This window comes from Chryseobacterium metallicongregator, from assembly GCF_031324065.1.
GTDB lineage: Bacteria > Bacteroidota > Bacteroidia > Flavobacteriales > Weeksellaceae > Chryseobacterium > Chryseobacterium metallicongregator.
This window is the reverse complement of sequence record NZ_JAVIXS010000001.1, coordinates 570,999-596,593: the sequence shown is the minus strand read 5'-3', so window position 1 is coordinate 596,593 and position 25,595 is coordinate 570,999. Positions and strand designations below refer to the sequence as shown.

Sequence of the window (25,595 nt, the reverse complement as noted above, 5' to 3'; positions counted from 1 at the left end):
GTAGTTTTTTATTAAGGCCTGCTTGCAGGGCGGTAACTCATAAAATACTGTACTCTTTCTTTTTTATTGAGAGGACTGTTTTGTGAAAGATCATTTTTAAGATCATAAGAAACGTTTCCGGCATTGTCAGCCTGAACAGTTTCAATACTTACCAATTCTCCGGTGATGGTTCCACCAATGTATTGAGGATTATCATGATATTTCCAGGTTACCAGTTTCATGACAGCACCTGCTTCAGGGGTCTGGCTTTCCTTTGATAAAGCTTCCAAAGCTTTTTCATTTCCATATAAAGCCAACATGGTTTTGTTCTTAGGGTTTAAAGAGTTGGAGATGAATTTCAGATGGCCAGGATCAAAAACAATCCTCGAAAGACCATTATTTGTATCATTGTTTTTTTTGCTGCAAGCGGTAATAGCAATAAGACTTACCAGTAAGATGAAGATCGTATTTTTCATTTTTTCTGTAAATTTTGGATTAATCTTTGGGTATTGACTTTCATCGGAACATCAAACAGATAACCTGTTTTTTCAGCCAATTGTCTGTGACAGGCAATACATGATTCTTTGGCGAAAGATGCTGTTTTTCCTGTTGGATGGAGATCTTCTCCGGAGAATTTTGCAAATCCCCAACCCTCAGTATCTTGATATTGCTTAGAATCTTTTACCATAAACTGTGCATTGATAAATTTCCCGGGTCTGATTTCTCCGTTAGGAAATTCCTGTTGTTTCCATACCGATTTTACGACTATACTTCCATCTGGCCATGGATGAAAGTTTTCTGTTTCCACGGCTTTCACAGCAATATCATTTCCATAAATTACACGGATAGAATTATCAAAAAGAGTACTCATGCTGATGACCTTCCAGTTTTTAAAATCAGGAGTGTATTGAACTCCATTGGGAGAAACCGGAAACTTTGCTGATGCTGGAGTTGATACAGTTTGAGGTGTTTTCATCTTTGTTTGAGCTGATGGCTGTACTGAGGATAGTGAAAGCGTATATTTTTTAATTGTTTCAATATCTTTTTCTGTTATTTTAGCAGAAGGGTGCAGCAGCGTGTATTCATGAAGAGGCATTTTTCCGCTTTGCATCATATTGAGAATGGCGTACATTTTTCCTTGATTTTCAGCAGGAGATTTTCCCCATTCTGAAAAGTTCAGGACTTCTCTGGCTCTTTTAATATCTTTATTCACAGCCCATGAAACAGGAGCTATTTTATCATACCAGCTTAAATTCTGCTGATTGGAATGACAGCTGAAACATGAGTTTTCAAGAATACTTATCACTTCCCTTGGGGCTTCAATCTTTCCTGTAACCGGCTTCCCTTCCAAAGGTCTGCTGAATAGCTGCAACCCTCCGAAGATTCCTAGTATAGCCAGAAAGACAATGGCAATGGGATTTTTTTTTTCTTTACGATATCCATAATGAGTATTGTTTTATTTTTCTGGATCAAAAGTAGGTGGGTATTGTATGTTGTGAAACGGAAAACAGGCTGATCCGGACAAATCAAAAGGCGAATCCTGAATTTTTAACCCCGAAAATACACATGAAAAATCCCGGCAATTGTTTTACCGGGATTTGATGAAGACTGTAGTTTATAAAGTAATACCACCGTCTATTATAATTTCAGTTCCGGTGATATACCCGGAAGATTCGTTATCTGATAAATAAGTAACCAGCTTTGCAACTTCTTCAGCTGTCCCCATTTTCTTCAACGGAATCTGGGCAATAAGATGGCTGGTAAGATTTTTTAAGGTTTCTTCATCCAATCCAGCTTTGTTCATAATTTCGGTTTGTATAGGACCGGGGCTTATCATATTCACTCTGATTTTTCTGGGAGCTAATTCTGCTGCTGCTGTTTTGGCAATGGAATTCAACGCGGCTTTGCTTGCCTGATAAGCAGAACTGTTCGGCTTATAGGTAGAAGCAACAATAGAAGATAAAAAGATAACAGATGCTCCATCATTCAATAAAGGAATGAATTTGCTTAGCGTAAAATAGGCTCCCCTGAAATTGATGTTCATCACCTGATCAAAATTTTCAACATCCATATTTTCAATAGGTGTCAGAGTTCCGGTTATTCCTGCATTGATAAACAGAATATCTGCCTTACCGAACTTTTTCTCTACTTCTTTCTTCAACAGATCAATATCATCAAGATTAGCCTGATCTGCGATGAAAGGGATTGCTCCAAGCTCCTGAGCTGCTTTTTCTACAGCTTCTTTCCGTCTTCCGGTGATGATTACGGTTGCTCCTTCTGAAATGAGTCCTTTAGCGGCAGCGAATCCGATTCCGCTGTTTCCTCCTGTTACGATAGCCAGTTTATGGGTTAATTTTTTCATTGTAAAATTTTTTGACAAAGTTATTTCAAAATGGTATACTTTTGTAACCAGTATCACAGAGTATACCAGTATAACGAATGATATCACTTAACTTTGCAACTATGGAAAGAGATCAGACAGAAGAACTTAGAGCCCTGCAGGATACCCTTTATTTCATTGGAGGAAAATGGAGGATTCCTGTGATCAATTCACTGTGTAACGGAAACAGACGTTTCAGAGAGATTGAACGAAGTATTCCTGGAATCACTACCAGAATGCTTTCAAAAGAACTGAAAGATATGGAACTGAATAAACTGCTAAAACGCACCGTTTATCCGGAAACTCCTGTTTTAATAGAATACGAACCTACAGAATACTGCCGGACTTTTGGAAATATCATCCAGGAAATGATCAACTGGGGGAGAGAGCATAGGAGAGTGATTGTGGAGGATAGGTAGCGGGTTGTAGGGATTAGGGATTAGGGATTAGGGATTAGGGAGCGCTGGACTTTGATGAGTAAGTATGTGTTCAGTATTCCCCTCTTTCGGAGGGGTGGCAAAAATTCAAAGAATTTTTGACGGGGTGGTTTTAACATGGAGATGATATCCACAAAAAAAACTCCTTAAAAAAGGAGCTTTTAATTGTATATCAGAACGAAAATTAGATTCCGTCAATGATTTCATTTAAAACTGTACTAGGTCTCATGGCTGCATACGTTTTATACGTATCAGTTTTGTAGTATCCTTCAATGTTCTGAGGTTTACCCTGAGCACCAATTAATTCAGCATTGATTACCTCTTCATTTTCCTGCATTGCCTGTGCAACCGGAGCAAACTGAGCTGCTAATTCAGCATCTGCAGTCTGGTTAGCTAACGCTTCAGCCCAGTACATTGCTAAATAGAAGTGAGAACCTCTGTTATCAATCTGACCTACTTTTCTTGCAGGAGATTTGTCTGTAGCTAAGAATTTAGCATTAGCCTCATCCAATGCGTCAGCTAGAACCTGAGATTTCGTGTTCCCCTGAGTTTGTGCAAGGTGCTCTAAAGAAGCCTGAAGTGCTAAGAATTCACCAAGAGAATCCCATCTTAAATATCCTTCTTCTAAGAACTGCTCAACGTGTTTTGGAGCAGAACCTCCGGCACCAGTTTCAAATAAACCACCACCGTTCATTAATGGAACAATAGAAAGCATTTTTGCAGAAGTACCAAGTTCAAGGATTGGGAAAAGGTCTGTTAAATAATCTCTTAATACGTTTCCGGAAACAGAGATGGTATCTTTACCTTCTCTTGCTCTCTTCAACGTTTCAGTCATAGCATCTTTTACATCAAGGATTCTGATGTCAAGACCTGCTGTATCGTGATCAGCAAGATATTTTTCTACTTTTTTGATAATTTCTCTGTCGTGAGCTCTTCCTTTGTCTAACCAGAAGATCGCAGGAGTATCAGATAACCTTGATCTGTTAACCGCCAATTTTACCCAGTCCTGGATAGGTGCATCTTTAGTCTGACACATTCTGAAGATGTCATCTTTCTCTACTTTCTGAGAAAGAAGAACGTTTCCAGCCTCATCCTGAACTTCTACAGTTCCGTCAGCAGTTAATTGGAAAGTTTTATCATGAGATCCGTATTCTTCAGCTTTTTGAGCCATTAAACCTACGTTTGGAACAGATCCCATTGTGGTAGGGTCTAATTTTCCGTGCGCTTTCATATCATCAATTACAGACTGGTAGAAACCTGCGTAAGAACGGTCTGGAATGATACAAACAGTATCCTCCTCATTTCCTTCTTTGTTCCACATTTTGCCTCCGCCTCTTACAAGAGCGGCCATAGATGCGTCAACGATAATATCAGAAGGTACATGGAAGTTAGTAATTCCTTTGTCAGAATTTACCATTGCCACTCTAGGTCCTTCAGCTAACGCTTTTTCAATATCAGCTTTGATGTCAGCTTCCTGAGCATTTCCTTTGATTTTGTCAAAAAGATCAGCAAGACCGTTGTTTGGATTGATATCTAAAGACTTGAAAGTCTCAGCATATTTAGTAAATACTTCTTTGAAGAAAGTCTCAACGATAGCCCCGAAAATGATTGGGTCAGAGATTTTCATCATTGTCGCTTTAAGGTGGGCAGAAAGAAGTACATTTCTTTTCTTAGCTTCCTCGATTGCTTCCTGAACAAATACTCTTAATGCATTTAAGTTCATTACAGAAGAATCAATTACTTCACCAGCCTGAAGACCAGCGAAATCTTTTAATACAGATTCAGAACCGTCGTTTCCTTTGAATACGATTCTGTATTTTGTAGCATTTTCTAATGTTGTAGAAGTTTCTGTACCGTAGAAATCACCATTGTTCATGTGAGCTACGTCAGTTTTGCTGTCAGATGCCCAGTTACCCATTCTGTGAGGGTTTGCTTTTGCATAGTTTTTAACAGCTTTTGGAGCACGTCTGTCAGAGTTTCCTTCTCTTAATACAGGGTTTACAGCACTTCCTAATACTTTCGCATATTTAGCTTTGATTGCTTTTTCTTCGTCATTTTTAGGCTCTGCAGGATAGTTTGGAACTGCGAAACCTTTACCTTGTAATTCAGCAATAGCTGCATCCAATTGAGGTACAGAAGCAGAAATGTTAGGTAACTTAATGATGTTTGCATCAGGTTGTGTTGCCAATTCTCCTAATTCTGCCAAAGCATCACCGATTTTTTGATCGTCTTTTAAAAACTCAGGGAAGTTAGCTAAAATTCTTCCTGCCAGAGAAATATCCGGAACTGCAATTTCGATATCTGCTGATTTTGTGAAAGCTTTTACGATAGGTAAAAACGAGTGAGTAGCCAGCATTGGAGCTTCATCAGTAAGTGTGTAATAGATTTTTGATTTTTCTGACATTATACTGTTATTTTTTATTTGAAATTTTAAGTCCCACAAATTTAGTAAATATCATTGTTTTATTTAAGATATTTCCATAAAAAAAACACGCTTTTGACTCTTTAATTTTATATCTGTATAATTTATGCTTCACTTCCTTTCATAATTATTTTAAAAACAATTTTACAATTTTCATAAGCTGAACTTTTTGCCCATAAAATCTTCATTTTTTAGAGTATGGAAATAGTGAACTTTTGTTTGGAAACTTGATTATCAAATGGATAAATTTTATTTTCACTTTAAGATTAATTTAACCATAATAAAACGGATAAAATTTTCTTTTTTGATTAAATTTGAAAAACTTTAAAAATAATATTATGTCCACGACAATCACTTTAAAAGGAAACGAAGTACACACAATAGGAACATTGCCATCAGTAGGAACTACAGTAAAAGACTTTACACTGGTAGATTCAGGGCTGGCTGTAAAAACTCTTGAAACTTTTGCAGGAAAGAAAAAAGTATTCAATATTTTCCCAAGCATTGATACACCTACCTGTGCTGCTTCTTCCAGAAAATTCAATGAAGAGGCTTCAAAACTTGATAATACGGTTATCATCAATGTTTCTAAAGACCTTCCATTCGCATTAGGAAGATTCTGTGCAGCTGAAGGATTGAATAATGTGGAAACACTTTCAGACTTCAGAAGCAGTTTTGGAGATGATTATGAAGTGACTATCGCAGACTCTCCTATGAAAGGATTATTGAGCCGTGCCGTGATTGTAACAGACGAAAACAATAAAGTAGTTTATACAGAGCAGGTTCCGGAAATTGCCAATGAACCTAATTATGATGCCGCTCTGGCAGCATTGAAATAATAAAATAATTTTTGTAGAAAAGCCTTGTGAATGTAAATTTTGCGAGGCTTTTTTTGAATATAACACCTAATCAAATCACACCAAATGACGTCAAATAATTATAAGAAATATGGAGAACTTTTTCAGGTAGATTCAGATCACTTTGAAGAATTCTACACTTTACTTCACGATACAAAACTTTTAAAATCTGATTTTTTTCTGAAACAAGGTGAAAAATGCAAGTATCTGGGCTTTATTAAAAAAGGAACCATCAGATCTTTTTACATCAACGATCAGGGACGTGAAATCAATTTCGGATTCTATTTTGAGAATGAATTTTTTACAGATTATGAAAGTATTCTCTGCGATACTGTATCTAATATGAATATTCAGGCGCTGGAAAACTGTGAAATTTTACTGCTGAGTAAAGATAGTCTGCAGGATTTATACAAGAAAGAAGCTTACTGGCAGCAATTCGGGAGAATGATGAGTGAAAAGATCTATCTGGATGCCAAAAAACGAATCGATGATCTTTTATGCTTTTCCCCAGAAAACAGATATCTCAATTTAGTTAAAAAACAGCCTGCACTCTTTCAGAAAATTGCCCAGAAACACATTGCCAGTTACCTTGGCGTAACAGAACAGTCACTCAGCCGTATCAGAAGCCGTATCGTTAATTAACTTAAGTTAACGTTCACTGATGTTTTAAACCGTAGCTTTATCATCATCAAACATCATCAAATTTTAACACAATCATTATGGAACAAAAAGATTTAACCATTATTTTGGTACACGGAGCATGGGGAGACGGATCACACTGGCAGTACATTATCCCTTCACTGACAAAAGCAGGGTATAAAGTAAGAAGTGTTCAGAATCCATTAACATCGTTACAGGACGATATTAACAAGACAAAAGATCTTATTGATGCCCAGGAAGGGAAAGTACTTCTGGTAGGACACTCTTATGGTGGTGCCGTTATTTCAGGAGCCGGACATCATGATAAAGTTGCAGGGCTGGTTTATATTGCGGCTTTCGCGCCAGATGCAGGAGACAGTCTGGGATCTCTGTTAGGAAGAAGAGAATCTCCAGGTGGAGCAAGTATTTATCCTGATAACAAAGGTTTTTTATGGATTAAATATGATGAATTTAAATCTGTTTTCTGTCAGGACTTAGACGATGAAAAAGCTTTGGTAATGTCATTATCACAAAAACCTATTCACGGACAATGTTTTGGTGATGTAGCAGGTGAACCGGCATGGAAAATGCGCCCAAGTTGGTATCAGATCTCTTTGCAGGATCGTATGATCCCTGCAGAAACAGAAAAAGAAATGGCAGAACGCCTTGAACCGAAGAAAATAATCTCTTTAGATGCAGGACACGCTTCATTGGCATCACATCCGGAAGAAGTTACTCAATTAATTTTAGAGGCAGCTGCTTCCGTTTAATACAAAATACAGTACAATAATTGATTAAGCCTTGTGAATTTTACGTAATTTCACAAGGCTTTTTTTAATGAAAAAATACTTTAGAAATGGTAAAAAGAATAGTAGCCAATATCAATACAAGTGATCTTTCCAGAGCCAATCAGTTTTATCAGGATATTCTGGAACTGGATGTTTTGATGGATCATGGATGGATCAAAACATTGGGTAATAACGAGGAGGCAAAAGTTCAGATCAGTTTTGCTGAACAGGGAGGAAACGATACAGAAGTTCCTGATCTTTCCATTGAAGTAGATAATGTGGATGAAGTCTTTGACAAAATGAAAAATGCCGGCTTTGAAATCACTTACGAACTCACCAATGAAGACTGGGGAGTCCGCAGATTTTTCGTTAAAGATCCATTTCAGAAACTGATTAATATACTGTCTCACCAATAAATAAAAGTACAATGAAAGCAGATAGAATTATTCCTGTATTAAGAATTTTCGATTATCGGAAAACAAAAGAATTTTATGTAGACTGGCTGGGATTTGAAATTGTATGGGAACATTATTTTGATGAAAATACACCTGTTTATATGGAAGTGAAAAAAGAGAATATCATTTTCCATTTAAGTGAACATCATGGGGATGGAACACCTGGAACAAAGGTGTCGATCTGGGGTGAAGGCGTTCCGGAATATCATAAGGAACTGATTGAAAAAAAATATAAATACAACCGTCCGGGACTCGAAAAAACGTTTTATGGCGCTGTATCCTTTACGGTAACTGATCCTTTTGGGAATACAATCACTTTCGAAGAAGAATATGATGAGGCAAAACACAAAGACCTGCAATTGTATTCACATGAATGATTCCACTCAAACAACATAACTGATTTTTAGTAAATTATGTTTTCAAATATACATCAGGAATTTGAAGTCCCGGAAGAACTCCGGGATACCATAAAATGTTTTTGGTATAACAGAAGAGATTATGGAGAAGAACTGTCAGAATTTACAGTACTGCCGGATGGTTATGCCGAAATTATCTTTCACTTTGGCAGCGGATGCAGTATTTCTCATCAGGGAATTTTGCAGGCTTTACCTTCTCCGTTTATCATGGGATTACTCAATCAGCCTGCTCTTTTTCATGCTCAAAATCAATTGGAAATCATCGGAATCAGGTGTTTTCCATGGGCAGTTTTTGACTTATTGGGACTTTCATCAGAAAAAACAGAAAACGGAGTTCATAGGTTTGAACATCCCGTTGCACAGCTTCAATCTGCCTTGAATGACTTTATTACTAGGGGAAAAATAGAGGACGCTATCTTTCAGGTAGAACAATATTTTCTGAAATTACACTCACAGATTACCATAGACAGCCTGCTTTTCAAAGCCGGTGCGGCTATGAGAAAAAATTACGGAGCTATTCCAGTAAATCAAGTTGCTGATTCTGCTCATACAACAGTTCGGACATTAGAAAGAAAATTCAAACAGTCTTCGGGACACACTGTAAAAGATGTATCCGGAATTATGCGTTTTGAACAGATAAGAAACCGCTTATGGGATGCTCCTGAAACTTCTATTGCGGCACTCGCACAGGAATTTGGATACACCGATCAATCTCACTTAAGCAGAGAATTTAAACGATACAGCGGTTCTACACCCGCAGCTTTTGCAAGAGAAGCAAGAAAAAGAAAACAAGCGATAAGCAATGATTTTGTCGCATTTGTACAAGCATGATACAACTGCATTCCTGAATTTTGTGACATAATAAATACATCACAAAATTATGGTACTGAATCATAAAAAAGTAGCCATCATCGGCGCAGGCCCAGTGGGTTTAACCATGGCAGTCTTATTACAGCAAAAAGGCGTTGAAGTAAATGTTTATGAAAGAGATCTGAATGCACAGACAAGAGTCTGGGGCGGTACATTGGATCTTCATAAAGAATCAGGACAGAAAGCCATTAAAAAAGCGGGTCTGTTGGATCAATATTATGCTACAGCCTTACCTATGGGAATAAAAATATCCGATGAACAGGGAAATGTTCTGTTTACAAAAGAAATTACTCCCGAAAATCAATATGAAAATCCTGAAATTAACAGAAATCATCTGAGAGAAATACTGCTTGGCAGTCTGGCAGATGATACCGTAATCTGGGAAATGAATTTTACCGGAATGGAAGAACATGACGGAAAATGGCTGCTTCATTTTAAAGATAAACCTGATGTGACTGCGGATCTTGTTATTGGTGCCAATGGTGGAATGTCCAAAGTAAGAAAATACGCCACGGAAGCAGAAGTGGAAGAAACCGGAACTTTTATCATTCAGGGAGATGTTCCACAGCCTGAAAAAGCTTGTCCCGAATTTTTCAACTGGTGTGAGGGGAAAAGACCAATGGCCGCGTTTGAAGAAAATTTATTGGTAGCCAATCCTTATAATAACGGAGCTTTGACGTATGGAGTCATATTCAAAAAGCCTGAGGAATGGAAAGAGGGCTGTAATTTGGATTTTAAAGATACGGAACAGGTACGCCAGTTTCTTTCTGAAAGATTGTCTTCATGGAATGAGCTGTATCAGCAGTTATTTCTTTCAACTTCTTTTTTTGTAGGGTTGCCGACAAGGAAAATTCCATTAGACAAACCCTGGAAAAATAATCGCCCTTTACCTGTAACCCTGATTGGGGATGCTGCTCATCTTATGCCTCCTTTTGCAGGACAGGGAGTGAACAGCGGACTGATGGATGCTTTAATTTTATCGGAGAATTTAACTGAAGGAGCCTATCAAACTATATCCGAAGCCATTAACGCTTACGAAAAAGAGATGTTTCTTTATGCTGGAGAAGCACAGCTGGAATCCAGCAAAAATGAACTGGAAATGCGTGATGTCAATTTCTCCTTTACAAGCCTTATCCAATAATTAATGATTCGGATCATTAAAAAATAAGGGGAATAAAACTTACCTTTACATTTTAATAGTAGAATGAAACGTTCAGGAACAGCAGATTTACCTCTTCACTATGGAAAAGTACCGCCATGGTTGTATGAGCGTATGTCTGTTCTGGGACTGTCCATTATTGAAGTTATTCTGATGGATTACGGTAAAGATGAGGTTTTGCGTCGATTAGCAGATCCATTCTGGTTTCAAAGTTTTGGTGCGGTGATGGGGATGGACTGGCATTCTTCAGGAATTACCACTTCCGTTATGGGAGCATTGAAACGTTCTATTAACCCTAATTCACAATCTCTGGGACTTTATATCTGTGGTGGAAAAGGGAAATTCTCCCGTGAGACTCCATCAGAACTGATCAGGATTGCAGATAAAACCGGATTGAACGGGACAGATCTTGTAAGAGCCAGCAAACTTTCTGCAAAAGTAGATAATACAGCCATTCAGGATGGTTATCAACTATATCTGCACAATTTTATTCTGTCAGATAACGGAAACTGGAGCGTCATTCAACAGGGAATGCATGAATCTGATGGAACAGCAAGAAGATATCACTGGCATTCCGAAAACATCACTTCATTTGTAGAAAAACCTCACACAGGAATCAATGGAATTTCAAGAGGTCGAATTCTTAACCTTACTGATACCGAAGCTTCAGAAAACAGAAAAGGCATTCTGGATATTTCCCATACCGATTCGGCTGAGATTATGAAGGATTTTGCAAGACTGATTCTTCCTGCTCATCATGATGTTCAGGCTTCTGATGTAGATTTGAAACGATTGGGAGCACTTTTATACGTTACCAGAGAACAGCAGCCTCAGAATTTTGAAGACTTGCTGATGTTGGAAGGAGTAGGACCAAGAACCATGCAGTCATTAGCTTTGGTAAGTGAAGTGATTCACGGAGCGCCTTCAAGATTTGCTGATCCGGCAAGGTTTTCCTTTGCTCATGGCGGTAAAGACGGACATCCTTTCCCTGTTCCGATTAATACTTATGATGAAAGTATCAGCATTCTCAGAAAAGGAATAGAAAAGTCCAAACTGGGAAATTCTGATAAATTAAACTCTTTAAACAAGCTTCACCAGATTGTCACTGAAGCAGAAAAAGACTTTACACCGGATTTTGATATCCAGCAGGTCATTGAAGAAGAAAGACAAAACTCATGGCGTTTAGGTGGAAAAACTGTATTTGGAGATGCCCAGAAACCTAATCCTCCAAAAGCGATCCAGCTTTCTTTATTTTAAAGAAAAAGTTTTATCATTCTATTACCGTCAACTAAATGTTTTACCATTCCCATCCTCCGGAAGGGTGGCAAGAATTCAAAGAATTTTTGACGGGGTGGTTTTAAAATGACTGTTTAAAAATATTTGGTCTTAAAATAGTATTTATTATAGTGTAATACATGGCTTTTTATAAAGATATTATATTCTTTGTTTAATGTTTTTTACTTCTAATTCAATTAAAAATTTTACTTTTAAAGACTTAAAAAAATGACACCAATGACCAATAAAGCTTTAGAAACCTGCTATGATTTCCCCTTTTTTTTCCCGGAAGAGCTTGCTGAAATATTTCAGGCTCATGAAAAAACATCTTTCCAGAAAGGTGATTTCATTCTTGAAGAAGGAAAAACGGCCAATGAATATTATATTCTTGAAAGTGGATTGGCGCGTTCCTATGTGAATGATTTCAACGGAAACGAAGTAACCACTCATTTTTTTGTAGAGAATGAAGTGATTATTGAGGTCTTGTCAATGTTTCAGAGAGTTCCCTCTCAGGAAAATATCGTTTGTATTACAGACTGTGAATGCTGGAGACTGGATTATGACACTTTCCAGGAGCTGTTCCATAAAATTCCAAACCTCAGAGAATGGGGAAGATCGTGGATGTCTCAGGAACTTTTTGCCTATAAACAAAGATCTGTAGAGATGTTTACCCTTTCTGCCACCAGAAGATACCTTAATTTGCTTGAGCAGAAATCTAAAGTCATCCAATTTGCACCCTTGAAACAAATTGCTTCCTATCTGGGAGTTACAGACACTTCTTTAAGCCGTATCCGTAAGGAAATCGTTTCCCATCCTAAGAAAATTTAAATCTTGCCCTATGACAAGTAGATTTTCATTGCACCTCGGTAATTTTGGATTACAGTTTAACACTAAAATTACAAAAAATGAAAATCAATCAAATTTATGTGAACCTTCCGGTGAAAGATGTACAGAAAACAAAAGAATTCTGGACTAAGGTAGGTTTTTCTATCAATGAACAATTCTCTGATGATAAAGCAACCTGTGTTGTTTTGAATGATACCATCTATGCTATGTTTCTGCAGGAAGATTATTTTATGACCTTCACCAATAAACCTGTTGCCAAAGAAAATACCAGTCAGGTTCTTGTAGCAGTAGGCTTAAACAGTCGTGAAGAAGTGGATGCAATAGTAAATACCGCTGTAGAGAACGGAGCGTGGCAACATGAAGAGCCTCAGGACTACGGGTGGATGTACCAGAATTCTTTCTGGGATCTGGACGGTCACGGCTGGAATATTACTTTTGCTGATCTGTCTCAAATGCCGACAGAATAATTTCAGCTCAAATTAAAATCAAATTTTGTCCTATGGCAAGCATAATCTTACCATATTCTGGTAATTTTGGATAACAATCACCACTAAAATTTACAAAATGAACATTACCGATATTTACGTCAATTTACCCGTAAAAGACGTTCAAAAAACTAGAGAATTCTGGACAAAGCTTGGCTTTTCTATTAATGAACAGTTTTCAGATGATAAAGCAATATGTGTAGTGATGAAAGAAAATCATATTTACACGATGTTTCTCAAAGAAGAGTTTTTCCAAACCTTTACCAACAGACCTTTTGCAAAAGGAGATACTACTCAGGTACTCCTTGCCATCGGGGCAAACAGTCGGGATGAAGTAGATAGTATGGTAAAAACAGCCATCGAAAACGGAGGTTCAAAATACAGTGAACCCGTAGATTACGGATGGATGTATCAAAGCAGTTTTGCAGATATCAATGGCCATCAGTGGGAAGTAATGCATGGAGATGTCTCTCAGATCCCTGCTGAATAGTCTGCTCAAATCACAAATATATACATCCAATGGAAACACAGTCAAACGATATAGAAATCATAAAAAATCAGGTAACCAGTAACTATTATGTGATTACGTTGAATATAGATGGTATTACCCACGAAGAATCTATGATTTTTCCCAATGGTGAAGCCAATTGTATGAACTGGATTCTGGGGCATTTGATCCAAATCAGGAATCCTTTACTGAATATTTTAGGAGAAGAATCTGTCTGGGACAGTGAAAAATTTTCTTTCTATAACAGAGGAGAAATGCCTTTAGATCGAAAAGATGAATTAGTCAACTTTGAAGATTTAAAATCTTATATGAAACAATCTCAGGATAAGCTGGAAGCAAAACTTAGTAATCTTGAGCATTTTCAATCTGAAATGGTTAAAGATATATCAACGCTAAGCCTTCATGAAATCTATCACAGCGGGCAGTTGGGCTATCTCCGAAGAATTTTAGGAAAACCTGGAGCAATAAAATAGCATGTTATTTTTAGATTCCTTGCTTTGCTCGGAATGACAAGTACGTCGCTGACATATTTAGTATTACATTTTTAGAACAGTCAATTTTATCGAAGATAAAATCCCCGCGCCTTAAAAACGCATGGTTTGTAAAACTCTTAGCGCCTTTGCGTTTCTCCAAAATTCTAACCTTTAATTTCTAACTTCTAATCTATAATTAAAAATGAACACACCAAAATCAAAAAAAATGGAACTCGTCATTCCGGCTTACAGAATGCATTCCCAGAGCTTTATGAATGTTTTGGACGGTATTTCGGAAGAAGACGCCTTGAAAAGAATTGAAAATAAAACCAATCACATCGTATGGATGGCAGGAAATTTTATCAACATGCGTTATGGATTAGGCTGGGTACTTGGACTTCGGGACGAAGATCCTTACAGCGATTTATTTTTCCAGGGAAAAGCACTGGATGAAAGCTTTAAATATCCAACGCTGGCTGAATTGAAAGAAAATTTTCACTCAATTTCTGCTAAAGTATATGAAAAACTTTATGAAGTAACCGATGAAGAACTGGATGAAATATTTGAAATAGGAATGAATATCCCTTTCATTAAAGAAACAAAACTCAATTTTGTCGGAATGTGTATCGGCCGTGAAGACTATTTATGCGGACAGATAGGTTTAATGCGCAGAATTTTAGATTATCCGGGAATGAAGTATGATGTGGATGAAAATCTTAAATATTAATGATGAATCCAATAGAAAAAGGCTATAAAAAAGTCAACGGAATCCAATTGTATTACGAGATCTATGGATCAGGAAAGCCTTTGGTATTGATCCATGGCGGTGGCTCTTCCATGCTCTGTGATTTTAAAGAAGTCATTGAAAGAATGGCTGACCAATTTCAGTTGATAGGAATCGATTTACAAAATCACGGAAGAAGTGAACATCGGGATATTCCAGAAACATTTGAACAGGATGCTGATGATGTAGCCGGAATTCTAGCAGAACTTACTATCGGGAAAGCTTCATTTTGGGGATTTAGCAACGGAGGAAGTACCGTAATGCAGATTGGCCATCGTCATCCGGGAATAGTTGAAAAATTGGTCATTGCTTCAGCTTTTTATAAAAGAAGTGGAATGATAGATGGCTTTTTTGAAGGCATGCAGGAAGCCACTTTCGAATCAATGCCAGAAACTTTTAAAATTAATTTTTTAAATCTCAATCCGGATTTTTCAAAACTGGAAAACCTTTTTGAGAAAGACTGCACAAGGATGCAAACGTTTGAAGATTGGGATGATGAGGTGCTGACGTCTATAAAGTCACCCACATTATTTATCAGTGGAGATCAGGATGTGATGAAGCCGGAACATACTGCAGCAATGTGGAGGCTGGTAAAAGGTTCACGATTAATGATTCTTCCTGCCACTCATGGCACTTATATGATGCCGGATTTTGACGGAAGTCTGGATACCAATCTAATAGACTTTACCGTCAGAGAAGTGGCGAAATTTTTAAACCATTAAGTATTTTTTATTCATAGTAAATTAATTAATTCTTAATGGATCAACAGTAGAAACAATATCTTATAATAATAACTTTAAAATTAAAAATCATGGCTAAATTAAATCCATACCTAAATTTTGATGGAACAGCAGAAGAAGCGTTCAATTTTTACAAAACTGTTTTCGGTGGTGAATTCGTTGGAGGAATTCATAAAATGGGAAATGCTCCCGGAACAGAAAACCTTTCGGAAGAAGAAAAAAACAGAGTAATGCACATTGCTCTGCCTATCGGAGGTGATCTTTTAATGGCATCAGATATTGTACCCGGATTTGGGCAGACTCTTACTGTAGGAAACAACAATTATGTTTCTATTTTCCCTGATTCCAAAAGTGAAGCAGATAGACTTTTTAAAGAACTTTCTGATGGTGGAAATGTAGAAATGCCAATCGAAGATCAGTTTTGGGGAGACTATTTCGGGTGTTTCCAGGATAAATACGGTGTTCATTGGATGGTGAACTATAATGACGAATACGCAAAATAATCTTATATTTAACTAATTATATGAAGAGTTGCCCAAAAATGGGCATCTCTTTATGCAAACTTAAAAAATAGAACTATGGATCCAATTAAAATAGACATTACAATTTTAGCACCGGTGGAAAAGGTTTGGAATTATTTCAATGAGCCCAAACACATCACGAAATGGAATTTCGCCCATGAAACCTGGCAGTGTCCTAGTTCTGAAAATAACCTTACCGTAGGGGGCAAATTCAAAAACAGAATGGAAGCGAAAGACAAAAGTTTCGGATTCGATTTTGAAGGAGTATATGATGAAATAGTTCCTCATGAGGTCATTAAGTATCACATGGAAGACGGACGGAAAGTAGAAGTTGTTTTCAATAAAATAGATGAGAATACAACGAAAGTCATTGAAATTTTCGATCCGGAAAAACAAAATTCTGTGGAAATGCAGCGAGATGGCTGGTATGCTATTCTCAACAACTTCCACAAATATGTTGAGAATCATTAACAATTTTTTTGTAGCCATGATCAATCTAGTTATCATGTCAAAGAGTTTAAACTCTATTTATGCTTTTAATTATGACTCTGCAGAGCAATTCCTTTACGGAGTTATTGCAATACCTGCAAGAAAAGCCTTAGAAAAAGAAAAAATAAATTCTTTGGAAAAACTTTCAGATTATTCCGAAAAAGAAATCATGCAGCTTCATGGTTTCGGTAAAAATGCGATGATGAAGCTGAAGAATTATATGAAAGAAAATCAGGTCTGTTTTAAAGAAGCATAATAAATATACAACTGGAAAACTTGCAGTGTCTTACAGTAAAGCGTAATAGTATCGTTTCAATGTAAAGGCATAAGATCCGTTTTGCTTTTGTATAGAGAATTTAAAAGTATAAATACATTTTTCTTGTTAAAATTTAAAATTATGAATAACGATATTTTCCCATGTCTCTGGTATGATGGAGACGCCAAGCAGTCTGCAGAATTTTATTGTAAAGTTTTTGGAGGCGAAATCACAGCAGATACTCCTGTTGTGATGAACATTGATTTGTTTGGACAAAGAATCATGCTTCTAAATGGAGGCCCGCAATTCAAAAAAAATGCTTCTATATCTTTTATGGTAATCTGTGAAACAGAAGACGAAGTTCAAAAATACTGGGATCAGTTACTGGATGGCGGAATAGCTTTGATGGAACTGGGATCTTACTCATGGAGTCCGAAATACGGATGGGTTCAGGATAAATACGGAGTAACATGGCAGTTGTTTCTGGGTGAAAAAGCAAGTGATCAGAAAATAGTTCCTACGCTGATGTTTATCCATCAGAATAATGGGAAAGCAAAAGAAGCAATGGAACTTTATACCAGAACTTTTCCCAATTCAAGTATCGGGAATATATTAACCTATGACGCAGGCAGTGAAGGTCATGATATACCAGAACCGGCAGAAAATGTACAGCATGCTCATTTTACAATCGATAATTATAGCTTATTCTGTATGGATAATTCCTATGATCATCAGTTTGACTTTAATGAAGGAATATCATTGGTGGTAATGACAGATGACCAGGAACAGACTGACAAATACTGGAATACTTTTACAGCAGACGGAGGAAGAGAAAGCATGTGCGGCTGGCTGAAAGATAAGTATGGACTAAGCTGGCAGATTGTACCTAAGAGGCTCATCCAGCTAATGAATGATTCTAATCAGGAAAAAGCATATAAAGTAGTTCAGGCCATGATGAAAATGCAGAAAATTATCATCCGGGATCTGGAAGAAGCTTATAATTCTTAAACTTTTCGGCGTATTGTTTGATGCTATTTAAAGGTTGGAAATTAGAAGTGATTGTACAAAATCCTCTCACTCTAAAACTCTCCAACCCAATTACCTGTAACCAAATACCTTAAAAATATATGGAAAAATTATCATACGAAATAGAAATCAATGCTGAACCTGAAAAAGTATGGAGTGTTCTTTGGGGCGATATTACCTACAGACAATGGACTACAGCATTTACAGACGGTTCTTTCTATGAAGGAACGCTGGAAGAAAATAATATTGTCAAATTTCTTGATCCTAAGAACAATGGGATGTACAGCAGAGTAGAAAAAGTGATTCCCAATGAAGAAATAAAATTTCTGCATCTGGGTGAAATTTATGACGGTATTGAAGTGCCTAAGGATTGGGGAGAAGCCACAGAAGCTTACTTTCTTGAGGAGAACGAAGACGGAACTTTACTGAAAGCGGAAATTCAGACTCCGGCAGAATTTAAAGAATTTTTTGAAGAGAAATTTCCAAAGGCAATGTCAATTGTGAAACATCTCTCAGAAAATCAGTTATAAACAATTCGGTTTGAACTAAAAGCAAAAAATCATTTGAGCTTTGAGATTGCTTCACTTTGCTCACAATGACCACTTAAAAAAATGAAACAAATGGAAACTTTATCATACGAAACAGTAATAGATGCTCCTCTACAGAAAGTATGGGACATCCTCTGGAATCCTGAAACGTACAGTGAATGGACCAAGTATTTCGGGGCAGGATCTGTTATGAAATCCGACTGGAAAGTAGGAGGTAAAACCTATTTCCTTAATGCACAGGGGGAAGGAATGGTTTCAACCATAGACAGTCTGGATGAGCCTAACCAGATTGTATTTAAACACTTGGGAATGGTGGATAAAGAGGGAAATGAAGATACCCAGAGTAAAGAAGTCATGGAATGGAACGGAAGTTTTGAGAAATACTTTCTGATAGACTTTGGCGGGAAAACAAAACTTCACGCTGAAGTTCAGGTAGAAAAACAATGGCAGGATCATATGAACACAGGCTTTACAAAAGGACTGCTGGTTGTGAAAAGCCTTGCCGAAGGTGTAAGTTTTGGTTCAGTATAATGAAATTCAAAGTTTAAAGTTGAGGTTTTGATCCTGAATACTAATCCCTAATCCCTAATCCCTGCACCTACTACCTGCCACCTATAACCTATCATCTATACCCTAAAAAATGAAATTACTCGTCATACTTTTCGCAACTTTTATTCTGGCTTTGCTGGCAACTTTTTTGTTTCAGGGGAAGCCGGACTTTATATTTTCAGGAAATTTGGGAATGGCTGTTTTCATCATATTTACAGGTTTTTCCCATTTTAAATTTCAAAAGGGAATGGCGATGATGATTCCTGATTTTATCCCTGCCAGAATGTTTTGGGTATACTTTACAGGAGTTCTGGAAATTGCAGCAGGAATCGGATTGATGATTCCGGCTATTCGTGAGATCACAGCTATTTTACTGATCATTTTTTATGTATTGGTTTTCATAGCTAATATCAATTCTTCCAAGAAAAAGATTAATATTTTTAAAGCCGATTACACCGGTCCGGGAATGAGATATCTTTACATCCAAAGGATTCCCATGCAGATTATTCTGATGCTCTGGACCTGGTATTTCGGAATTTATTTACAATAAAAAAGACAGTCTGTAAAGGCTGTCTTTTTTATATAATTGAGATTTTTTTAATTAAATGATATGAAAGTGTAACATTTTGTAGGTGGAATGTGTCTTATTATATAAAATGCATTTGTTTTCTATTGTTTTAAAAATGAGTGCTTTCTATAACTTTAACCTTTTAAACAGAAGTTATGAACCTAAATCACAACATTTTCGGTACAGCCCTTATTGTACTATCCACCATTATGACTAACGCACAGAGTTCTACTGCCAAACTGCCGGGAGATCCTACTTTGCCATCTTCCAAGGCTAATCTTGAGAAACTGATTTCTTATGACAAAGGAAACTTTAAATATAAAGTTGAAGATTACTTTGCAAGACCAAAAGCCTCGGCCTTTAAAATCTCTCCTGACGGGAAATACCTTTCCTATAAAGAAAAAGATCAGGAGAAAAAAAATCATGTCTATGTAAAAGATCTGAGTACAGGAAAAATTACGAAAGCCATTGTAGAAAAAGATGATCTGGTAAGAGGGTACGGATGGCTGAACAAAAAACGTCTTTTCTATACTCAGGATAGAGGTGGAAATGAAAATATCCACCTTTATGCCACCGATATCGATGGAAGCAATCAAAAGGATTTAACACCATTTGATGGAGTAAAGGTACAGGCAATTATTCCTATAAAAGATACTGATTTCGTTGTGGTTACCATGAACAAAAACAACAAGCAGATCTTTGAACCTTTTAAAATCAATTTCGTTACTGGGGAAATGACCCAGCTGTATGAAAATAAAGATGTCAACAGTCCTATTGACGACTATCTTTTTGATAAGGATGGAAATCTGAGAGGTTATAGCGTTCTTGAAAACGGATTAACCACAAAAACCTATTATAAAGATCTGCAGACCGGAAAATTCAATCTGATTAAATCTGCAGACTGGTCTGATACCTTCAGTATTATAGAATTTAATGAAAATTCTAAAAATAAAGATGAAGCGTATGTGGTAACGAATCTGGATAGCGATAAAGCGAGAATCGTGCTGTATGATCTGAAAAAAAATGCTGTGATTAAAGAAATTTATTCTAATCCGGTATATGATGTAAGTTCAATAAGCACTGCCGGTAAAAACAGAAATTATGAACTTGATTTTATAAGTTATGAAGGGACTAAGGGGGAAACAGTTCCGGTAAGTAAATTTTATAAAGAAATACATGATCAATTAAAATCTCAGTTTGGAGATAAGGAATTTGGAATTGCTTCTTCTGATGATAATAATGATAAACTTCTGGTTGTTGTAGGAAGTGATAAGCTGTATGGTACCTATTATGAATACAATACCAAAACCAAGCAGACCAAACTTCTTTACAACCTGATGCCTCAGTTGAAGGAAGAAGATATGGCTGAAATGCGACCTATCGAATTTAAAAGCAGAGACGGATTGACTATTCATGGATATATTACCCTGCCTAAAGCGGCACTGGAAGGTAAAAAAGTTCCTTTGATTGTCAACCCTCACGGTGGGCCACAGGGAATCAGAGACAGTTGGGGATTCAATCCGGAAACACAATTATTTGCAAGCAGAGGATACGCTACGCTTCAGGTGAACTTCAGAATTTCAGGAGGATATGGAAAATCATTCCAGAAAGCGGGTTACAAGCAGATCGGAAGAAAAGCAATGGATGATGTGGAAGATGGTGTAAAATATGCTATTGAGCAAGGATGGGTAGACAAGGATAAAGTTGCGATTTATGGAGGAAGCCATGGTGGATATGCAACATTGATGGGATTGATTAAAACTCCTGATTTATATGCTTGTGGGGTAGATTATGTAGGCGTATCCAACATCTTTACTTTCTTTGATTCTTTCCCAGAATACTGGAAACCATACAAAGAAATGGTAAAACAGATCTGGTATGATCTTGATAACCCTGAAGAAGCTAAAATTGCTAAAGAAGTTTCTCCGGTATTCCAGATTGATAAGATTAAGAAACCTTTATTTGTGGTACAAGGAGCTAATGATCCAAGAGTAAATATCAATGAATCTGATCAGATTGTAAAAGCAATGCGTGCCAAAGGATTTGAAGTTCCTTATCTGGTAAAATATGATGAAGGTCACGGATTTGGAAAAGAACCGAACAGAATTGAGCTTTATAAATCGATGTTAGGATTCTTTGCAGAAAATTTTAATAAATAAACTATTAATTGAATAGCATTTGAACGGAGGGCTTAGGTCTTCCGTTTCTTTTTTTGTTATTATAACTAAGTGGGGGTTTAGATTCCTATGGAATGACAAGCTGTATGGATAGACTATCATTACAATTGTGTCATTCCGTAGGAATCTCAAATGAAGTTAGAAATTGAGAATGGATAAGAAGGTCTTTATCATTCATCATTGATACTTCTAGCCCCGATAACAGCGGTTACCCCGGAACATGAATGGGAGATTCGGAGGGGAAGAGTGTGGGATCGTTGGGCGTGAGGAGTATGAGCGGATAGCGGGAAAAAGCTTCTGAAAAATAATTTATGCGTAAGTTGTTGAAAATTTATGAGATAAAAAACATTGATGAATAAAAGAAAAATTGAATTTTAAGAAAAATATTTTAAATTTATTAAAGTAAAACCAAAAGTTCAGCCGTCATAACAATATGGAGGTTGTCGAAAAAATAACAATGCCACAGAAGGAGAAAGAAAACATCATCTCACAGACCGTTTCCAACTACGGAGGGAAGCTGATGTCCTATATTCGTCCGAAAGTGAAAAACACGGAGGATGCGGAAGATATTCTGCAGGAAGTGTGGTATCAGTTCAGTAGCCTTACGAATCTCTCGGAGATCGTAAATGTTGGGGGCTGGCTGTACAGGGTGACGGCAAATAAAATTACAGACCGTTACCGAAAAAAGAAAACAGAAAATCTTGAAGATTTCGTATATGAAGATGAAGACGGCAGTTTTTCTATCAAGGATATCCTTTTGATGGATGAAAGTGCGGGTCCTGAAGTGAAGATGTTTCAGGATGAGATCTGGAAAAAACTGTTTGAAGCACTTGATGAACTTCCCGAAAAACAAAGGCTGGTCTACGTAGAAAACGAACTGAATGACAAAACCCTCCAGGAGATCGCCGATGAACAGGGAGAAAACATCAAAACCATCATCAGTAGAAAAAACTATGCTGTGAAGCACTTGAGAAACAGATTGAGAAAATTATACGAAGATTTAAAAAGTTAGAAAAAGAAATTATGAATCATAAACACAAAAAGGGTTGGTTTTTTTTATTGCTATGCCCACCATTAATTTTAGTTGCCGTTACATGGATTGTCATGATGCTTTGGAACTGCCTTCTTCCGGAGATTTTAGGCGCTAAAATCATTACTTTCTGGCAGGCCATGGGAATACTGATCCTAAGCAAAATTCTTTTTGGCGGTTTCCATTTCGGTAAGGGAATGAGAGATTTCAAGGAAAGAAAAATGAGGGAGAAAATGGAAGGTTTATCCCCGGAGGAAAGAGAGAAATTCAAAGAGGTTTGGAGAAATAAATGCTCGGGAGGATTCTTCAACAGAAACAACGAATAATTTGAAATTTTTAAAGAAGTAGTAAAGTAAAATCAGAATTCATTCGTCTCTATAAAAAACAAGAAGTAGTAAAATTTAAAATTTTGAAAAAATGAAAAATTCAGCATTAAAAGGAGCTCTTGGAGCATTAGCCGTTGTAGGTGTAGCCTTAATTGCTAAAAAAGCAATACAAAGAAAAAGATTTATCAAAGGTATTTTTGATGAGTACGGAATTAAAGAAAAATCCCCTTTCGGACTGGCAGATAAGATCAGAGAAATGAATGAGGAAGACTATCAGGAACTGAAAGGAAAATTCAAAAAAGAATTCCATTCAAGATGCTGCAAAAAGGATAATACCTGCGAAGCATAATATCCTAAGAACTAAATTGAAATTGTTTAATTCCGGCGCGGGAAGCAAAGCTTCCCGCGCCGGAATTTTTTTGTTTAAACAACTCCTGGGAAAGTTTTTAATACTACATTTGTGTCTTTGCAATTATAAAAAATCAGGTTATGATGAGGTTTAGAAATGTTTTTATTGTCATACTTTCGTTTTTTTCGATTATATTGTTTGGCCAAAAGTCACAACAAAAACAATACATTTTCTTTTTACATAATAAATTTCTGGAAGATCATTCTTTTGAGGAAAAACATCCCAAATATGGTGTTGCAGAATATGAAACAATACTCAACAAACTAAGGGATCAAAATACAATTGTTATTTCTGAGAAAAGAAAATCAGGTACAGATCCATCGGTTTATGCTGAGAAGGTAAAGAAGCAGATTGATAGCCTGATGAAAAAAGGAATTCCGGCCGGAAAGATTGCGGTTGTAGGAACTTCTCAGGGAGGTTATATTGCACAGTATGTCTCTTTTTACGAGAAGAATCCGCAATTGAAGTTTGTCTTCATTGGAGCTACCTTCAAAGATGATTCTTTGGAAAAAGACAAAAACTTCAGGTTATATGGAAGAATTCTTTCCATTACGGAGAAATCGGATGACGGGCATGTACTGTTATCACAGGAACAAAGATTTATCAGATCTGATATTAAAGATTTTAAGGAAATTGAACTTAATACAGGTTTACATCACGGTTTTCTTTTTAAAGCGCTCAATGATTGGATTGTTCCCACTAAGAAATGGGTTTCACAGAAATAAATAATGTTTTTTGGAATATGATTTTATTGAAATTATACTCCAATTATCTGCGTAATCTGTGAAATCTGTGGGCAGAAATTAAAGTTGAGATTCCTTGCTATGCTCGAAATGACAAAGGAATTGTTGAACTCATTTAATTCGCAGCATTTGTTGAGAAGTGCAATTTTATCGGAGATAAAATCCTTAAAAATATACAGTTTGTTGTAAAAAGACTTAGCGTCTTTGCGTTTTCCAACCAACGGATTATAAGCTATATTGAGATTGCTTCACCTTCGGTTCGCAATGACTTTTTGATCCATATTTTCAACAAAAAATTACTGTAAACATCAAACACAAAGAAAAATAAATCCTTATTTTTGTATTGCTCAATGAAAGATTACTACTATTTTCTCGGTATATCACAGGATGCTTCGGAAGAAGACGTCAAAAAAGCCTATCGAAAACTGTCTTTAAAATATCATCCTGATAAAAATGATAATGACGATTTTTTTGCTGACCGTTTCCGTGAGATCCAGGAAGCCTATGAGACTTTGAGTGATCGTGCGCTTAGGCGTACTTATGATCAGAACCTGGAAAATCATCAGAGAAGTTTCAGATATAATATTCCGCCAGCTATCAAAACTTTTACAGCGAATAAAGTTCATGCGAAAAAAGGAGAGGAGATTATCATCAACTGGCAGACGAGCAATGCTGATGTAGTAAAGGTATTGCCTTTCGGATTGGAAAAGCCGTATGGAGAGAGGGTCTTCAAGATCACAGAATTTAAAGACGGGAAATTCCAGATTTTGCTTCATGCAACGAATTCTCTTTTGCACAAAACGGTTGTTCAGGGAATTACCATTACAGAAGTTTTTGAGAACGATTCTGAAAAGTTCAAAAACTCGGTGGAAGAAATGTTTAAGCCACAGCCCAGAACAAGAATTAACAAATCTGGTCAGCCTAAATTTATGATGTTGGTCTGGGGAATTATTATTCTAGCGATTGCTATTTATATGCTGATCAAAAATTTCAGCTAGTTTATGCCATTTTCTTTCTTCCCGGGCATTTTTTACATCTTTTCCCTTTTTTGAATTTTTTACAACAAGATTTCTTTTCACAGAACATCTCTTCTTTATTGAATGAGTAAGGAGCCAATGGCGGAACTTTAAATGGGACAATCATATTCATGCTGCAAATATATTAATTTAGAATAAATATAATTAATAAAATTTCATAAAATTCTTAAAACCTGATGTATAACGGAAAAAGTCTTTTATATAAAGAAATAAAAAGGCTGGATTGACGCTCTCATCACTTCTTATATTCACCATAAATGAAGCTAAAGATTGGTTTTTGAATAAAATTAAAATTTACAGCCTTTTTACAAGATAAGTTTAATCAATTAGAGTAGATGCAGTTGAATAATTTATTTTACTTTAATAAAGTTGAACGTGTTTAATTATATGAGAATTAATGTTT

Annotated in this window: 33 protein-coding genes; 28 read left to right on the top strand and 5 right to left on the bottom strand. The window is 36.5% G+C overall.

Features of this window, described 5'->3' with window-relative positions:
* Positions 1–11: 11 nt before the first annotated feature.
* From REB14_RS02725 to REB14_RS02715, 3 genes are all read right to left on the bottom strand, one after another.
* Entirely contained in the window at positions 12–455 is a 444-nt protein-coding gene (locus tag REB14_RS02725) for a hypothetical protein (protein WP_309521431.1), read from the bottom strand.
* Positions 452–1,351 (bottom strand): heme-binding domain-containing protein, encoded by a 900-nt coding sequence (locus tag REB14_RS02720; RefSeq protein ID WP_309521430.1) that lies wholly within the window; start codon positions 1,349–1,351, stop codon positions 452–454. The genes REB14_RS02725 and REB14_RS02720 overlap by 4 nt, the downstream gene beginning before the upstream one ends.
* A gap of 243 nt (positions 1,352–1,594) precedes the next feature.
* Entirely contained in the window at positions 1,595–2,341 is a 747-nt protein-coding gene (locus REB14_RS02715; RefSeq protein ID WP_167595392.1) for an SDR family oxidoreductase, read from the bottom strand.
* 101 nt (positions 2,342–2,442) lie between these two features.
* On the opposite strand from REB14_RS02715, the gene REB14_RS02710 reads away from it, so the two are divergent.
* Positions 2,443–2,778 carry a winged helix-turn-helix transcriptional regulator gene (locus tag REB14_RS02710; protein WP_047377604.1) on the top strand — a complete coding sequence of 112 codons (336 nt, stop codon included), beginning with the start codon at positions 2,443–2,445 and terminating at the stop codon, positions 2,776–2,778.
* Between the two features lie 202 nt (positions 2,779–2,980).
* On the opposite strand, the gene REB14_RS02705 is transcribed toward REB14_RS02710, so the two are convergent.
* A complete protein-coding gene (locus tag REB14_RS02705) occupies positions 2,981–5,200 on the bottom strand; it encodes an NADP-dependent isocitrate dehydrogenase (RefSeq protein ID WP_309521429.1) in 2,220 nt (739 codons plus the stop codon).
* A gap of 356 nt (positions 5,201–5,556) precedes the next feature.
* Here REB14_RS02705 and tpx point away from each other — a divergent pair, with 356 nt between their 5' ends.
* The 27 genes from tpx to REB14_RS02570 all read left to right on the top strand — a co-directional run bounded on the left by tpx (position 5,557) and on the right by REB14_RS02570 (position 25,153).
* Positions 5,557–6,057, top strand: coding sequence for a thiol peroxidase (tpx, locus tag REB14_RS02700; RefSeq protein WP_079242164.1), 501 nt, complete (start codon positions 5,557–5,559; stop codon positions 6,055–6,057).
* A gap of 84 nt (positions 6,058–6,141) precedes the next feature.
* Positions 6,142–6,717 (top strand): Crp/Fnr family transcriptional regulator, encoded by a 576-nt coding sequence (locus REB14_RS02695; RefSeq protein WP_079242163.1) that lies wholly within the window; start codon positions 6,142–6,144, stop codon positions 6,715–6,717.
* Between the two features lie 77 nt (positions 6,718–6,794).
* On the top strand, positions 6,795–7,484 hold the full coding sequence (locus tag REB14_RS02690) for an alpha/beta hydrolase (protein WP_309521428.1): 690 nt from the start codon (positions 6,795–6,797) through the stop codon (positions 7,482–7,484).
* Positions 7,485–7,570: 86 nt separating this feature from the next.
* On the top strand, positions 7,571–7,918 hold the full coding sequence (locus REB14_RS02685; protein ID WP_079242161.1) for a VOC family protein: 348 nt from the start codon (positions 7,571–7,573) through the stop codon (positions 7,916–7,918).
* 11 nt (positions 7,919–7,929) lie between these two features.
* Positions 7,930–8,334, top strand: a complete 405-nt coding sequence (locus REB14_RS02680) for a glyoxalase superfamily protein (protein ID WP_309521427.1) — start codon at positions 7,930–7,932, stop codon at positions 8,332–8,334.
* Between the two features lie 36 nt (positions 8,335–8,370).
* Positions 8,371–9,204: a helix-turn-helix domain-containing protein gene (locus REB14_RS02675; RefSeq protein ID WP_079242159.1), complete on the top strand. Its 834-nt coding sequence runs from the start codon at positions 8,371–8,373 to the stop codon at positions 9,202–9,204.
* Positions 9,205–9,253: 49 nt separating this feature from the next.
* Complete coding sequence (locus REB14_RS02670) at positions 9,254–10,384, top strand: FAD-dependent oxidoreductase (protein WP_309521426.1); 1,131 nt, start codon at positions 9,254–9,256, stop codon at positions 10,382–10,384.
* A gap of 63 nt (positions 10,385–10,447) precedes the next feature.
* The gene (locus tag REB14_RS02665) at positions 10,448–11,659 is read left to right on the top strand and encodes a DUF763 domain-containing protein (RefSeq protein WP_309521425.1); all 1,212 of its coding nucleotides are present in this window, start codon (positions 10,448–10,450) and stop codon (positions 11,657–11,659) included.
* 255 nt (positions 11,660–11,914) lie between these two features.
* On the top strand, positions 11,915–12,505 hold the full coding sequence (locus tag REB14_RS02660; protein ID WP_079242156.1) for a Crp/Fnr family transcriptional regulator: 591 nt from the start codon (positions 11,915–11,917) through the stop codon (positions 12,503–12,505).
* A gap of 77 nt (positions 12,506–12,582) precedes the next feature.
* Positions 12,583–12,990, top strand: a complete 408-nt coding sequence (locus REB14_RS02655) for a VOC family protein (RefSeq protein ID WP_309521424.1) — start codon at positions 12,583–12,585, stop codon at positions 12,988–12,990.
* A 97-nt stretch (positions 12,991–13,087) separates the two neighbouring features.
* On the top strand, positions 13,088–13,498 hold the full coding sequence (locus REB14_RS02650; RefSeq protein ID WP_079242154.1) for a VOC family protein: 411 nt from the start codon (positions 13,088–13,090) through the stop codon (positions 13,496–13,498).
* A gap of 29 nt (positions 13,499–13,527) precedes the next feature.
* Entirely contained in the window at positions 13,528–13,989 is a 462-nt protein-coding gene (locus tag REB14_RS02645; protein ID WP_309521423.1) for a hypothetical protein, read from the top strand.
* A 226-nt stretch (positions 13,990–14,215) separates the two neighbouring features.
* On the top strand, positions 14,216–14,716 hold the full coding sequence (locus tag REB14_RS02640; protein WP_238594263.1) for a DinB family protein: 501 nt from the start codon (positions 14,216–14,218) through the stop codon (positions 14,714–14,716).
* The gene (locus REB14_RS02635; RefSeq protein ID WP_309521422.1) at positions 14,716–15,495 is read left to right on the top strand and encodes an alpha/beta fold hydrolase; all 780 of its coding nucleotides are present in this window, start codon (positions 14,716–14,718) and stop codon (positions 15,493–15,495) included. Before REB14_RS02640 ends, REB14_RS02635 begins: the two co-directional genes overlap by 1 nt.
* A gap of 89 nt (positions 15,496–15,584) precedes the next feature.
* Positions 15,585–16,016 carry a VOC family protein gene (locus tag REB14_RS02630; RefSeq protein ID WP_079242151.1) on the top strand — a complete coding sequence of 144 codons (432 nt, stop codon included), beginning with the start codon at positions 15,585–15,587 and terminating at the stop codon, positions 16,014–16,016.
* A gap of 75 nt (positions 16,017–16,091) precedes the next feature.
* Positions 16,092–16,505: an SRPBCC family protein gene (locus REB14_RS02625; protein WP_079242150.1), complete on the top strand. Its 414-nt coding sequence runs from the start codon at positions 16,092–16,094 to the stop codon at positions 16,503–16,505.
* 34 nt (positions 16,506–16,539) lie between these two features.
* Positions 16,540–16,779 (top strand): helix-hairpin-helix domain-containing protein, encoded by a 240-nt coding sequence (locus tag REB14_RS02620; protein ID WP_238594261.1) that lies wholly within the window; start codon positions 16,540–16,542, stop codon positions 16,777–16,779.
* 141 nt (positions 16,780–16,920) lie between these two features.
* The gene (locus REB14_RS02615) at positions 16,921–17,787 is read left to right on the top strand and encodes a VOC family protein (protein WP_309521421.1); all 867 of its coding nucleotides are present in this window, start codon (positions 16,921–16,923) and stop codon (positions 17,785–17,787) included.
* A 119-nt stretch (positions 17,788–17,906) separates the two neighbouring features.
* The gene (locus REB14_RS02610; protein WP_079242148.1) at positions 17,907–18,335 is read left to right on the top strand and encodes an SRPBCC family protein; all 429 of its coding nucleotides are present in this window, start codon (positions 17,907–17,909) and stop codon (positions 18,333–18,335) included.
* 90 nt (positions 18,336–18,425) lie between these two features.
* Positions 18,426–18,884, top strand: coding sequence for an SRPBCC family protein (locus tag REB14_RS02605; RefSeq protein ID WP_309521420.1), 459 nt, complete (start codon positions 18,426–18,428; stop codon positions 18,882–18,884).
* 109 nt (positions 18,885–18,993) lie between these two features.
* The gene (locus tag REB14_RS02600) at positions 18,994–19,452 is read left to right on the top strand and encodes a DoxX family protein (protein WP_309521419.1); all 459 of its coding nucleotides are present in this window, start codon (positions 18,994–18,996) and stop codon (positions 19,450–19,452) included.
* Between the two features lie 173 nt (positions 19,453–19,625).
* Positions 19,626–21,629: a S9 family peptidase gene (locus REB14_RS02595; protein WP_309521418.1), complete on the top strand. Its 2,004-nt coding sequence runs from the start codon at positions 19,626–19,628 to the stop codon at positions 21,627–21,629.
* Positions 21,630–22,080: 451 nt separating this feature from the next.
* Positions 22,081–22,659 (top strand): RNA polymerase sigma factor, encoded by a 579-nt coding sequence (locus REB14_RS02590; protein ID WP_079242142.1) that lies wholly within the window; start codon positions 22,081–22,083, stop codon positions 22,657–22,659.
* Positions 22,660–22,670: 11 nt separating this feature from the next.
* Positions 22,671–23,003, top strand: coding sequence for a hypothetical protein (locus REB14_RS02585; protein ID WP_309521417.1), 333 nt, complete (start codon positions 22,671–22,673; stop codon positions 23,001–23,003).
* Positions 23,004–23,094: 91 nt separating this feature from the next.
* Positions 23,095–23,352 carry a hypothetical protein gene (locus REB14_RS02580; protein ID WP_079242140.1) on the top strand — a complete coding sequence of 86 codons (258 nt, stop codon included), beginning with the start codon at positions 23,095–23,097 and terminating at the stop codon, positions 23,350–23,352.
* Between the two features lie 140 nt (positions 23,353–23,492).
* The gene (locus REB14_RS02575) at positions 23,493–24,137 is read left to right on the top strand and encodes an alpha/beta hydrolase (protein WP_309521416.1); all 645 of its coding nucleotides are present in this window, start codon (positions 23,493–23,495) and stop codon (positions 24,135–24,137) included.
* Positions 24,138–24,505: 368 nt separating this feature from the next.
* Positions 24,506–25,153 carry a J domain-containing protein gene (locus REB14_RS02570; protein WP_309521415.1) on the top strand — a complete coding sequence of 216 codons (648 nt, stop codon included), beginning with the start codon at positions 24,506–24,508 and terminating at the stop codon, positions 25,151–25,153.
* Between the two features lies 1 nt (position 25,154).
* On the opposite strand, the gene REB14_RS02565 is transcribed toward REB14_RS02570, so the two are convergent.
* Positions 25,155–25,304 carry a hypothetical protein gene (locus tag REB14_RS02565; RefSeq protein WP_309521414.1) on the bottom strand — a complete coding sequence of 50 codons (150 nt, stop codon included), beginning with the start codon at positions 25,302–25,304 and terminating at the stop codon, positions 25,155–25,157.
* Positions 25,305–25,595 lie beyond the last annotated feature (291 nt).